The following is a 12,281-nucleotide window of genomic DNA, read 5'->3' on the forward strand; positions in this document are numbered from 1 at the left end:
CGCCCCCGGACGGGACCCGGGCTTCCTATTGTGCGGATGCGGCAGGGTCAATAATGTGGCCCTGCTGCCCCGCAAAACAACGACTTCGCGAAGGACCGCCGCCGATGGCCACCGACATCCCCCATTCCCTTACGGCGCAGGATTGCCTGGTCCTGCTGATGATTTCCGTTTCGGCCTCGGACGAGACGATGCGCACCTCCGAGCTGATCAAGATCGAGAACCAGGTGAACACCCTGCCGATCTTCGCCAGCTACGATGACACGCGGATCAAGCTGATGTCATCGATCGTCTTCGATCTCTTCACCGAGGAAGATGGGCTGGACGCGCTCTTCGGCCTGGTGCGGAACAACCTGCCGGAGCGGCTCTATGAAACGGCCTATGCGCTGTGCTGCGACGTAGCGGCCGCCGACGGCACCCTGCGCGAGAGCGAACTGCGCCTCCTGGAGGAAATGCGCTACGAGCTCGATCTCGACCGCCTCCATGCCGCCGCCATCGAACGCGGCGCCAGGGCCCGGCATCTGACAGAGTGACGCGGCGCCGGCGCGGATCGGGCGGACGGGCGTGTCATCGGGGCAGTTTGGGCCAACGCATGGCCGGGGCTGCTCCGCTCCGCCGTGGCCAAGGGCCAGCTGGTCTTGTCCGTCTTTTCGGGTGCCCTGTAGGGGCTTCATTTCAGCGCTGAAACAGCGATCGGCGGAGGTGCGCCAGCCTCGGGCGGAGGGACGCCCATGGGCTGCGGGTCCGGAATACCCGCATTGATCGGGGCGGGGGCTGCCCCATATCTTACGTATGACCTTGTTTCAGAAGTTTACCGGAATGCGCCGCTTCGTTCTCATCCTGGGCCTTGCCCTTCTCTGCCTCGTGCCCGTCCTGGGTGCCGCGCTGCAGCCCTCGGGTCTTTCGGCCCACACCCTGCCGGCCTCTGCAGAGACGACCACCCGCCTGCCGGGTCCGAGCGAGAGCCGCTAAGGCGTCGCTTCGACAGGGCCGGGGCCGTCCAATGCGACCTAGCCCTGTGCTTTGAGCGCCCCCCACCGTTTCAGGCAGTCCTGCTGAAGGCCGCGCGCCCGCGCCGTCCAGGCCCGGCCACCCCGGGGACGTTCCCGTTCGGCACGGCTGAGCGAGGCGCGCCTGGGCAGGTCGCCCGACACCACCGCAAACGCCAGGTCGTCGCCGTCGGGACGCACGACATAGCCCGCCAGCCCGCTGACGAAATTCAGGGTGCCAGTCTTTGCCGCCACCTCGAAGCCGGGGGCGGACATAGGGCGGCCCTCGTCATCCTTCACGTCGATGTCCTTCAGCAAGGGCTTCAACGTGGCATGCACCTGGCGGTCTGCCAGCAGGCGCACCAGGTCGGCGGCGGGAAAGCGCGATGCATCGCCCAATCCCGAATGGTCCACCATCGCCACGTCGCGCAGGCCATGTGTGGCGCGGGCCCAGTCGCTCATGGCCTGGGCCGAGTCGCGGATCGAGGCCGGTTTGCCGCCGCGCGCGGCACTGGCCGACAGGCCCAGCAGTTCCGCCGTCAGGTTGTTCGAATAATAGAGCATCAGCTTGGCGATCTCGACCAGCGGCCGGCTTTCGTGGCGCGCCAGTTCCGAGGTGGCGGGCAGGCTGCGGGCCTCCTCCGGCGTGTCCAGGACGATGCCGTTGGCCCGGGCCATGGTGGCGAAGACTTCGGCGGCATAGGCCGCAGGCCGCCGCACGGGCAGCCAGCGCGCGCCGCCGTTGCCAAGCGCGCCCTGGGCCACCGTCCAGTCGTCGCGCCCCTGGCGGTCGGCGTAGGTGTAGATCGGCGCGCTACGGTCGACCACCTGCATGCGCGCGATCGTCACGTCGGGCCTGTAGTCGCGGGTTCGGGCATCCATGGTCACGGCCCATTTGTCGGCCTGCCGCTTCCACTCGAAATGCACACGGTTGTAGTTCAGGCTCAGGGCCGAGACGCCGGGGTTGTAGCCCACGTGGTCGGGCTGATCGGCATCGATCAGGCGGGCTTCGGGCAGGGCGCCCCCGTAGTAGAGGAAACGCCCGCGCACTTCGCGCAGCCCGGCAGCCTTCAGCTTGCCCGCCAGGTCGGCCAGGTCGGCCGTGTCGAGGCCCGGATCGCCACCTCCGACCAGGATCAGATCCCCGTCCAGCCGGCCATTGGCCAGGGTGCCGGTGCCCAGGACACGGGTGGCGAAGCGGTGCTGCGGCCCGAGGACCGCCAGCGCGTAGAGCGCGGTCAGTGTCTTGCCCACGCTTGCGGGGGGCAGCGGGGCATCAGCGGCGACGCTTTCTAGCGGCTCGGTTGATCCCAGGCGCGCAACGGCCAGGCTGGAGATGCCGCTGACCCCGGCCGCATCGACCAGATCCTGAACGGTCGGCGGCTCCGCCACGCCGTCAGGGCGCAGGCGCGGGCGCAGCGATGTGGCGGGGGCCGAGGCCTGCAGCGGCAGGGCGAAACTGGACAGCATCGCGCCCAGCAAGGCGCGGCGGGACAAGGACGTCATTGCAAATCGGGCTGTGTTGTCAAATCCATGGCTCCTGTCTAGCCGCGCCCCGGCGCGCGGGGCAAGGGAAAGGGCGACACAGGGCCGTGGGTTTGTCGTCAGCCAGCCGGTTCGGCGTCAGCTGCTCCGGGGCGTCCAGTCGCCTCGCGCACGGATCTCGGTCGAGGAGATATCGACCATCGGCATGTCGACGAAGCACCAGGCCGGCGGGGCGCACGCCGTCAGGCGGTGGCTCTCCGCGTCGCGCAAGCGGGCGGTGCGAGCGATCCGCGCGGCGCGGGAATTGCGCGCCGCCATCCGCTCGCCGGGGCGCGATAGCACGCCCATGGTCACGTGGCCCAGGATCCAGCGCCATTCCTGCCAGCGATCAAACTGTGCCAGGTTGTCCGCGCCCATCAACCAGGTGAAGGCGACGCCAGGGTAGCGGGCCTGCAACCCGCGCAGGGTCCGCGCGGTGTAACGCGTGCCCATCCGGGCCTCGATGTCCGTCACCTCGACCCGGGGGTGATCCATCATGGCGCGGGCCGCAGCCAGGCGCTGCTCCATCGGCGCCGGTCCATCGGATTTCAGCGGGTTGCCGGGGCTGACCAGCCACCACACCCGATCCAGGCCGAAGCGTTTCAGCGCCTCGCGCGTAATATGCGCATGGCCCTCGTGCGGTGGGTCGAAGGATCCGCCCAGCAGGCCGATCCGCTGGCCGGGGCGCGCAAGGGGGCGTCGGGAGCTGGGCATCGGCGCTTCGTCGTCCTTCGTGTCGATGCGGCGCCGGGCCGGCGGGGCCGGGGCGCCCGGGGGCGATTGCGCGATTTGCGCCGGAAGCGGGGGCAAAGTCAAATGCCCGCCGATGGGCGCCGAGTGGGATCGGGCGCGCGGCTAGACTGCGGCCGCGCCGTCCTCCGCTCGGCGGGCCTTGGCCTCGCGGGCACGGCGGCGGCGGCCACGTTTGCGCCGCGGGCGTCCCTCCAGGAAGGCCCCCAGAAGGGAGAGCCCGGGCAGGTGATCGGCCAGCACCTTGATCACCACGAGGATCGGCACCGCCAGCAAGGCCCCCGCCGCCCCCCACAGCCAGGCCCAGAACACCACCGCGATGAACACCGCCGCCGCGTTCAGCCGCAGGTGCCGGCCGACCAGCCAGGGCGTCACCATCTGTCCCTCGATCGAGGTCAGGCCGAGGTAGACCAGCGGCACCAGAAACGCGGCGCCGAGGCTGTCATAGGTGACCACGGCCACCGCGCCCGACACCGCGACACCCACCATGGCGCCCAGATAGGGCAGGTAGTTCAGCAGGAAGGCCGCCACGCCCCAGAGCAGCGCATAGGGCATGCCCATCAGGTGCAGGGCCACGCCAATGCAAAGCCCCAGCCCCGCATTGATCACCGTGATCGCCCCCAGGTAGCGGGAAATCTGCTGTTCCACGTCTCGGCTGATCCGGGCGGCCCGTCGTTTGCGTCGGAAATCCGGGAAGGCATCCACCAGCCTGGCCCGGAAGGCATCCCCCATGGAGAGCAGGAACATCGCGAAGAGCAAGGACACCACCAGCACCGTGCCCGACGTGGCAAGAGAGCCGAGCGCGGCCTGCAGGAACCCCGTGGCCGGGGTGACCACCACGCGGTCCTCCTCGTCGTCGCCGGCCTCGCCGCCGGTGGCCATCTGCTGCATCTGCTCGGAGGCGTCTTGAAGTCGCTCCACGTTCTGCATGACGTCCCAGAGCTTGAGGCGCAGCTCCTGCTGGATCTGCGGGGCCTCGGCGATCAGGCTCTGGGCCGGCAGTCGCAACATGTAGAGGCCGGCGGTCGAGGCCAGTCCGATGGTGAGGACAATTGTCACCGCCGACAGCCCCTCGGCCACGCCCTTGCGCGCAAGCCAGCGCACCAGAGGCGAGAGGGTCAGGGCAATGAGGAAGCCCAGCACCACGGGCAGGGCGACGGTCTTGGCGACATAGACCGACCACAGCAGGAACAGGATGAAGAGCCCGGTGAGCAGATATTGGATGTGGCTCAGGTGCTTGCGGATGCCCCGCATCTGGTCTGCCCGGCGCAGGGGGGACGTGGGGGCGTCAGGGTCCTCGGGCATCGCGGAGGCCGGCGCGCGCCCCTCGGCTTCGCTCGTCCGGTCTTCCCAAGGGTCGGAAGACCCTGCCGTCAGGTCCCCGACCGGGGCTGCGCGTCGGGTCTCGCCAGAGGCACCTTGCGCCGCCTCTGCGGGCGGCGTGCCGGGAGTCGTTTCGGGCTGTTCCTCCTGCGGGCGATCCTTCGATCCGCCCTGCCGCCGCTCTGTTGTCATGTCGCTCCCGCCCGACTGGTCCGGTGGCTCAACGCGGCGCCGCGCCTTGCGGTTCCCGTCTTGCGCGAGTTGTCGGCGCGGCGGATCGGAGAGATCGGTCGGGGCGTGGGCTCCGGCCTTCCGCTGTGCCGCGAAGAGGAAAGGGCTGCCCGCCGGCGCGGGCAAGTTGATCGGGTCTCACGGATCTTGCCGCGCGGAGGATGGGGCACAAACCCTAGCCGTGTCGGCGGGCAAGGGGTGGCGGTGCGTGATCGGCGGGCGACAGCTGGAACTGGTCCACCAACCCGTTCAGCGCCTGGGACTGGTCCCGCAGGCGCATCGCCTCGGCGTTGGTCTCTTCCGCCATCGAAGCATTCTGCTGGGTCAAATCGCTGCTGTGCGACACCTCCTGGCTGACCGATCCGATGCTCTTGGCCTGCGCCTCGGCCGATTTGGTGATCTCGGCCAGAAGGGTGTCGATCTCCGTCACTTTCTGCCGGGCCGTGGCCAGCGCCGTGCTGGTTTCATCCACCAGTTTCTCGCCCCGCTGTACCTGGGTCACCGACTGGTCGATCAGGTCGCGGATGGTCTTTGCCGCTTCGGCGGAGCGCTGCGCCAGGCTGCGCACCTCGGTCGCCACCACGGCAAAGCCGCGCCCGGCCTCGCCGGCGCGTGCAGCCTCGACACCCGCATTCAACGCCAGAAGGTTGGTCTGCATGGCGATCGTGTCGATCACCGAAACGATCTGGCTGATCTCGCGCGACGACCCCGAGATTTCCTGCATCGCGGCCTGAGTCTGCTGCATGACCTCGGTCGATCGGGTGACCATGCCGCGGGCCTCGGAGGCCGCGCCTGCCGCCTGTCCCGCACCAGTACTTGTCGCCTGGACCGTCTCGCTGATTCCGCGCAGTGCGCCGGTAGAGCGGTCCAGCGCCGCGGCCTGTTCTTCGGTGCGCCGCGACAGCGCCTCGATGGCCGAGGCGATGTGTTCGCTGCCGCCGCGCACGTCGCCGGAGGCGCCGCGGATCTCCTGCAGGGCCGCGTGCAGCGTTTCGGTCGCCTCGTTGAAATCCTGTCGGGCGCGGGCGATCTTGGCGGGCGCGTCCTCGCCGATGCGATAGGTCAGGTCGCCGCGCGCCAGGCTGGTCAGCGCCTGGGTCAACGCCTCCATCCCCTTGCGGTCATTCTTGGCCTCGACATCGAAGAAGTGGTGCATGGCCACGGCGACATCGGCGAAGATCGCCATCATCAGCTGTTTCGTCAGGGACGCTCGCTTGGCCGCGCCCTTGCGCTCGGCAGCTTCCTGCAGGGCCACCAGAAGCTCTCCGGCATAGATCGCATAGCCCTGAAGGTACTTCGGAAAGGAGATGTCGCGAGCGATGTTCTCGGCCAGCTCCGACTGTTCGGCGAAATAGGCGGGGCTGAAGTCACCGGTGGAGATGCGGTTGAACTTGCGCAGCTCCTTTTCATACAGATCCTGCGGCACCTCGCGCATGGTCGGATCGACCACCGAGTAGGCCTTCAGCAGAACGTCGCGCAGCTGCGTCGTGAGCATGGCGTTCAGTTCCTGGCCCAGGCGCTTTTCCTCCGCGCTCCACGGGCGGGTTTCCTGTGCGATATCCAACCGACACTCCTTTCCGGGCGCTGCCTGCAGCCCGCTGACCTGACCTGTCGTCCCGGCCGAACCGGGGCCAACCTGCATCGAGACGACGGGGGGAGACTCACCCGAAGTGTCTGAGGATGAGGTAAACGCCCGCACAGCGCAGGTCCGCCCTGCACGCGGATTGGGCGATTTTCGCAGCCCCGGAGCCGTCAGGGGGGCGTGTCTCCTCCAATTTTTCACAATTCGCGAGACCATTGCCAGCAACCGACGACCCCGAAGCGAAAGTATTTGACCCTACGTCAATCTGGAGTACCGTCAGGTTACCCCATCCGCCTCCCGTCCCGGAGCCGGAACCCCCGGGACCGCTGCTCTCGTTTCGCGGTCCCCCTCCGCCGGACGGTGCCGTGCCCGCATCGTCCGGCACACCTGCCCTCTCATCCCCCAAGACCCAGGATCCAGGACGGCAGACCTCGCCAGAGTGACCGAGGGCTTCCGTCCTGCGTCACCGCACGTCTGGGCGATTGCTCCTTGCCTCCGCTTTCTGTATCCAGCGCCAAACCCTTTTCCCAGAGTCACGGAGTTCCCCCATGGCCGCCTACCAATACGTCTACCACATGTCCGGCGTCTCCAAGACCTACCCGGGTGGCAAGAAATGCTTCGAGAACATCCACCTGAACTTCCTGCCCGGGGTGAAGATCGGCGTGGTTGGCGTCAACGGCGCCGGTAAATCCACCCTGCTGAAGATCATGGCCGGCTGGGACAAGGATTTTCAGGGCGAGGCCTGGCACGCCGAGGGGGCCAAGGTCGGCTACCTGCCGCAGGAGCCCGAGCTGGACCCGAACCTGACCGTGCGTGAAAACGTCATGCTGGGCGTGAAGGAAAAGCAGGACATCCTGACCCGCTACAACGATCTGGCGATGAACTATTCCGACGAGACGGCCGAGGAGATGGCCAAGCTTCAGGATGAGATCGACGCCCAGAACCTGTGGGACCTCGATAGCCAGATCGACATCTCGATGGAGGCCCTGCGCTGCCCCCCCGATGATGCCGACGTCACCACCCTATCGGGCGGCGAAAAGCGCCGCGTCGCGCTGTGCAAGCTGCTGCTCGAAGCGCCCGACATGCTGCTTCTCGATGAACCGACCAACCACCTGGACGCGGAAACCATCGCCTGGCTGCAGAACCACCTGATCGAGTACAAGGGCACCATCCTGATCGTCACCCACGACCGTTATTTCCTGGATGACATCACCGGCTGGATCCTCGAACTCGACCGCGGCCAGGGCATCCCCTACGAGGGCAACTACTCCTCCTGGCTGGAGCAGAAGGCCAAGCGGCTGGAGCAGGAAGCGCGCGAGGACAAGTCGAAGCAGAAGACCCTGGCCCGCGAGCTGGAATGGATGCGCCAGGGCCAGAAGGCCCGTCAGGCGAAATCCAAGGCGCGGATCAAGTCCTACAACGAAATGGCCAACCAGTCCGAACGCGAGAAGCTGGCCAATGCCCAGATCGTCATCCCGAACGGCCCGCGGCTCGGGTCCAAGGTGATCGAGGTCGAGGGGCTGAAGAAGGCCATGGGCGACAAGCTCCTGATCGACGGTCTCGACTTCTCTCTGCCGCCCGGCGGCATCGTCGGCGTCATCGGCCCGAACGGCGCCGGCAAGACGACGCTGTTCAGGATGCTGACCGGCCAGGAACAGCCCGACGAGGGCTCGGTCGAATACGGCGACACGGTGAAGCTCAGCTACGTGGACCAGTCCCGCGACGATCTGGACCCGAACGAGAACGTCTGGGAAGCCATCGCCGACGGTCAGGACATCATCAAGCTGGGCGATGCCGAGGTGAACGCGCGGGCCTATTGCTCGGCCTTCAACTTCAAGGGCGGCGACCAGCAGAAGAAGGTCTCGCTGCTGTCGGGTGGTGAACGCAACCGGGTGCACATGGCGCGCCTGCTGCGCTCGGGCGGCAACGTCCTGCTGCTCGACGAACCGACCAACGACCTGGACGTGGAAACCCTGCGCGCGCTGGAAGACGCCCTGACCGATTTCGCCGGCTGCGCCGTGGTCATCTCGCACGACCGTTTCTTCCTCGACCGGATCTGTACCCACATCCTGGCGTTTGAAGGTGAAGGCCACGTGGAATGGTTCGAGGGCAACTTCGAGGACTACGAAGAGGACAAGAAGCGGCGGCTTGGACCGGATGCACTGGAGCCGAAGCGGCTGAAGTATAAGAAGTTCTCGCGGTAAGTGGGGGCGCCACTAGAGTGAAGATGTGGGAAGGGCGGTCGGTTGGCCGCCCTTTTCAGTCTGTCCTTCTTTGAGACGCAGCCCTAACTTGGGTCTTTTATGAACCCTTTCAGGTGTTGGAAATGACAACAGGACGTTCAGTGAGACTGTACTTGGCGGAAGGTACGCCAACTGGGATCGTAACTGCGGAAATCGTGAATTGGACCGGACATGTACTTTCGGCACCTCGATCTAAGCTCAATGTTGCGCTGAACCGGAGTGAACTCAAAAGAACTGGTGTCTACATCCTATATGGCAGTCCTTTGGATAGCGACCTGCCAGTCGTCTACGTGGGTGAAGGTGATGACATTTCACTTAGGCTTCAGTCGCATGCGAGAGATGATGAGAAGGATTACTGGGAGCGCTTTATCGCTGTCACCAATAAGGACATGAACCTTACCAAGGCTCATGTAAAATACTTGGAGGGCAGGATGATTGGCCTCCTGCGTGATGCCAAGAAATGCGAAACGAAGAACCGGACGGAGCCTACGTTCGACAAACTACCGGAAGCGGATATCGCCGACATGGAAAGTTTCCTGGAAGCGATTCAGCTCGTGCTTCCAGTCGTGGGGGTGGATTTCTTTCGAAAAGCGACAACAAAGATGCCGCGGGAAACTGGCGCGGAGTCTGTCGAAAAGCCGGAGTTTCTTTTGGTACATGCTGGGAAAGGAATTAATGCAAGAGCCCGTGAGGAAGATGGAGAGTTCGTCGTGCTGGAAGGCTCTTATGGCGATTTGAATGAAACCGTCTCTTTTAGTCAAAAGCTCAAAGCGTTCAGAGATCAAGTGCTCGAAAGCGGGCGGGCGCAGACACTTGATGACGGGCGTTTTAGGCTCACGGAGGATGTTGCGTTTTCAAGCCCTAGCGCCGCGGCTGTTTTTCTGTTTGGCACTTCTAGAAATGGCAGAACCGATTGGCTGGTTTCTGGAACGCGCGAGACCTATGGTGATTGGCGGCTCCGTTCTCTTTGAAAAAGCCTAGCGCCCCTCGCCCGGCACCGCCGGGCGGCGCCCGACCCTCCCCCCGGGAGGGCGCATTGGCGATCTCCCAAGCAGAACGCCCGACACTCCAGCTTGAAGGCGTCCACACTAAACACAGGGAGCACATGCGCCCACCCAGGGTCGGGCGCTGCCCTTCACCCTGAGGCTTCGCCGCTGGTCTCCGGCGGCTAGGGAGCAGCGCCCATCTGAGCCACGCCCCTTCGACGCTCAGACCGTCCCCCGAACGGTTTGCCCTGCTGCGCAAGGGCCGCGTCTCACACCGCCTTGCCCAGCCACAGCGCCATAAGCTCGGCGCGGCTGCCGACGCCATATTTCCGGAACAGCCGTTTCACGTGGTCATGGGTCGTGTGCACGCTCTGGCCGTTGTCCTCGGCGATCGCCTGCTCGCTCTTGCCGTGCAGCAGCCCCGACAGCACGCGCTGTTCGGCGGGCGTGACGGGGCTGGAGGCGACGCCGATGCCCTCGGCCAGCATCAGGTTGCGGTGGAACCAGCGCAGCCCGCGTAGGGCGAAGGCCATCCGGTCGCAGTCTTCGGGCCGGAAGAGCGCGTGGCCACGGGTTCGGTAGAGGCCCAGGTACAGCTCGGTATCGGCGTTGACGGGGATGCCGGCCCACATCGTGTCGACGATGCCGGCCTCGTGGTAATAGTTGCGGAAGAACTCGCCATCACGCCAGCCCTCGGGCGCCAGGTCGTCCAGCCGGTGCACCCGGAACTGCCCGGCCAGGGCCACGCGGCGGATGGTGACAATGTCGGGTTTGCCGTCCTCCAGCTGCCGTGCCTTGGCGCGCACCAGGGCCTTGCTGCCCTTGGTATGGTGCAGCCGGTCGAACTTGCGCGGGCGCCAGCCGTGCAGCGGGTCGTCGGGATCGTGGCGGTCCATCCGCACGGCGCCGACCCAGGCGGCGTTCTGTGCGTCCAGCAGGTAGCAGAGTGTTTCAAGGAAGAAATGCCGCGCGCCGGCAATGTCGGAGGCCCGGAAGTCCGCCAGGCGATCCCACATGCCGAAGACGGTCTCGTCGAGAGGGGCTGTCACGTCCGTATCGGTCATGACATCCGGTATAGGCGGCGGGTGTGGTTCGGGGAAGGGTTTGCTGCCCCGTTCACACGAAAGCGCCGCCCCGGGGCGGGGGCGGCGCAAGGTCGTCTCGTCAGGCCGTCTTGGCCGGGGGCGGGCTCAGCCCTCGCCCTGCTCGGTCACGCGGTCCTGGATCATCGTGTTCAGCCGGGCCTGTAGGGCCTCGTCGGTCTGGGCGCTTTCCCCGATCTGGGTGTAGGTCTCCACATCCATGTTGTCGGTGGCCTCGATGGCGGCGACCATCTCGTCCCGGGCTTCGGTCTGCAGGGCCTGGGCGTCGGCCTCGCTTTCGGCGGCCTGAAGCTGCGGCATGTAGGCGTCGCGGATCTCGGCCACTTCCATCGCGGCATCGACGAAGCCGCTCAGCTGTTCGTCGGAGAAGCTGGCTGCGGGGGCTTCCTGCGGGGCTTCGGGGCTGGTTGCCTCCTGCGCCACCAGGGCGGCGGGGGCTAGGGTCAGGCCGAGGGCGGTTGCGGCGGCGGCAAACTTGCCGGTCAGGGTCATCTTGGTCATCTTGGATCCTCCTGCTCGTGGTCCATGGTCGTTCGGGGCATTCCGGCCCGCTGCCTAAGACCTGTGCCTCCGGTCGGCGGGGTACAACCGCCTGTGCCGATCTCGGCGTTCTGCCGCCGGATTGCCGCCCGGAGCTGCGCGTGCCCCCGCCGGTTTGTCCCGCCGGGGGCGTGGCTGGGGCTACTTTCCAGCGAGCTGCGCCTGGGCCTTGGTCATCATCTGGTTCCGGGCCGAATGGAATAGCTGCGGCCCCATGGTGCCCAGCAACATCATCATGCTGCCGAAGTTCAGGAACTTCCCGGCTCTGGTCATGAAGGTGAAATTGATATCGGTGGCGCTCCCCTGCGCGTCCGTCGCCGAGTTGGCAGTGCGCCTCATGACGCTTTTGAGCATCGCCACCGGCTGGCTCATGCGCCAGACATGGCCCTTGGGGGTGTCACCGTGCAGGCGCAACTTCCCGGTGGGGTTGTTTTCTGTTCCGCCCCGTGGCCGGGTCCTTCCGACCTGCGGGACGTCGCCAACGGCCAAGCCTGTCTGGCGCATCTGCCGAGCGCATCGCGTTATTTTTCTTCCCCCGACTCGCGAAACCTGCGATAAGGGGTCCCGCTACGCGACCTCTATCGACCCCCTGTTATGCTACCGGCGACAGTCTCGATCAGACGACCTACGCCGGGCCGCAGCACTTCCGCGTGCGGCACAAGAAAACAGGAGTTCACGACATGGCCACTGGCACCGTGAAATGGTTCAACACCACCAAAGGCTACGGCTTCATCGCACCCGAAGGCGGCAGCAAGGACGTTTTCGTCCACATTTCCGCCGTTGAGCGTTCGGGCCTGACCGGTCTGCAGGATGGCGCCAAGATCAGCTTCGAGATCGAAACCGGCCGCAACGGCCGCGAAGCAGCGACCAACCTGGAACTGCTCTGATCGCGCCGGGGCCGCGCATCGCGCGTCCCGCCTGAGAGATTTCGGAAGGGCCGTCCCGCAGGGGCGGCCCTTTTCATGCGTTCCATGACGCGCGCGGGCCGCAGGGGGCATGCATCGCCGCAAGAC

The 12,281-nt window shown here is 66.1% G+C and carries 12 protein-coding genes; 5 read left to right on the forward strand and 7 right to left on the reverse strand.

Annotated features, from left to right (window positions below):
• Window positions 1–104: 104 nt before the first annotated feature.
• Together CVM50_RS11165 and CVM50_RS21335 are read left to right on the forward strand one after the other, a co-directional pair.
• Complete coding sequence (locus CVM50_RS11165; RefSeq protein ID WP_085889341.1) at window positions 105–530, forward strand: tellurite resistance TerB family protein; 426 nt, start codon at window positions 105–107, stop codon at window positions 528–530.
• Window positions 531–816: 286 nt separating this feature from the next.
• The gene (locus tag CVM50_RS21335) at window positions 817–969 is read left to right on the forward strand and encodes a hypothetical protein (protein ID WP_157792173.1); all 153 of its coding nucleotides are present in this window, start codon (window positions 817–819) and stop codon (window positions 967–969) included.
• A gap of 38 nt (window positions 970–1,007) precedes the next feature.
• Here the strand turns inward: CVM50_RS21335 and dacB are convergent, their stop codons facing one another.
• The 4 genes from dacB to CVM50_RS11185 all read right to left on the reverse strand — a co-directional run bounded on the left by dacB (window position 1,008) and on the right by CVM50_RS11185 (window position 6,378).
• On the reverse strand, window positions 1,008–2,492 hold the full coding sequence (gene dacB, locus CVM50_RS11170) for a D-alanyl-D-alanine carboxypeptidase/D-alanyl-D-alanine endopeptidase (RefSeq protein WP_085889342.1): 1,485 nt from the start codon (window positions 2,490–2,492) through the stop codon (window positions 1,008–1,010).
• Between the two features lie 117 nt (window positions 2,493–2,609).
• Window positions 2,610–3,224 carry a nicotinate-nucleotide adenylyltransferase gene (locus tag CVM50_RS11175; RefSeq protein ID WP_085889343.1) on the reverse strand — a complete coding sequence of 205 codons (615 nt, stop codon included), beginning with the start codon at window positions 3,222–3,224 and terminating at the stop codon, window positions 2,610–2,612.
• A 141-nt stretch (window positions 3,225–3,365) separates the two neighbouring features.
• Window positions 3,366–4,775: an AI-2E family transporter gene (locus CVM50_RS11180; protein ID WP_232618225.1), complete on the reverse strand. Its 1,410-nt coding sequence runs from the start codon at window positions 4,773–4,775 to the stop codon at window positions 3,366–3,368.
• A 214-nt stretch (window positions 4,776–4,989) separates the two neighbouring features.
• Window positions 4,990–6,378 carry a methyl-accepting chemotaxis protein gene (locus CVM50_RS11185; RefSeq protein ID WP_157792174.1) on the reverse strand — a complete coding sequence of 463 codons (1,389 nt, stop codon included), beginning with the start codon at window positions 6,376–6,378 and terminating at the stop codon, window positions 4,990–4,992.
• A 566-nt stretch (window positions 6,379–6,944) separates the two neighbouring features.
• Between CVM50_RS11185 and ettA the strand changes: the two genes are divergently transcribed.
• Both ettA and CVM50_RS11195 read left to right on the forward strand, forming a co-directional pair.
• Window positions 6,945–8,600: an energy-dependent translational throttle protein EttA gene (gene ettA / locus CVM50_RS11190; protein ID WP_085889346.1), complete on the forward strand. Its 1,656-nt coding sequence runs from the start codon at window positions 6,945–6,947 to the stop codon at window positions 8,598–8,600.
• Between the two features lie 122 nt (window positions 8,601–8,722).
• Entirely contained in the window at window positions 8,723–9,610 is an 888-nt protein-coding gene (locus CVM50_RS11195; protein WP_085889347.1) for a GIY-YIG nuclease family protein, read from the forward strand.
• Window positions 9,611–9,894: 284 nt separating this feature from the next.
• Here CVM50_RS11195 and CVM50_RS11200 read toward each other — a convergent pair whose 3' ends face one another.
• The 3 genes from CVM50_RS11200 to CVM50_RS21340 all read right to left on the reverse strand — a co-directional run bounded on the left by CVM50_RS11200 (window position 9,895) and on the right by CVM50_RS21340 (window position 11,640).
• On the reverse strand, window positions 9,895–10,689 hold the full coding sequence (locus CVM50_RS11200) for a helix-turn-helix transcriptional regulator (RefSeq protein ID WP_085889348.1): 795 nt from the start codon (window positions 10,687–10,689) through the stop codon (window positions 9,895–9,897).
• 126 nt (window positions 10,690–10,815) lie between these two features.
• Window positions 10,816–11,229, reverse strand: a complete 414-nt coding sequence (locus CVM50_RS11205; RefSeq protein ID WP_100148486.1) for a DUF4168 domain-containing protein — start codon at window positions 11,227–11,229, stop codon at window positions 10,816–10,818.
• A 180-nt stretch (window positions 11,230–11,409) separates the two neighbouring features.
• Window positions 11,410–11,640, reverse strand: a complete 231-nt coding sequence (locus tag CVM50_RS21340) for a hypothetical protein (protein ID WP_143515632.1) — start codon at window positions 11,638–11,640, stop codon at window positions 11,410–11,412.
• A gap of 308 nt (window positions 11,641–11,948) precedes the next feature.
• Here CVM50_RS21340 and CVM50_RS11215 point away from each other — a divergent pair, with 308 nt between their 5' ends.
• The gene (locus CVM50_RS11215; RefSeq protein WP_085889350.1) at window positions 11,949–12,155 is read left to right on the forward strand and encodes a cold-shock protein; all 207 of its coding nucleotides are present in this window, start codon (window positions 11,949–11,951) and stop codon (window positions 12,153–12,155) included.
• Window positions 12,156–12,281 lie beyond the last annotated feature (126 nt).

Origin of the sequence: Pseudooceanicola marinus (assembly GCF_002786295.1) — a bacterium.
GTDB lineage: Bacteria > Pseudomonadota > Alphaproteobacteria > Rhodobacterales > Rhodobacteraceae > Pseudooceanicola > Pseudooceanicola marinus.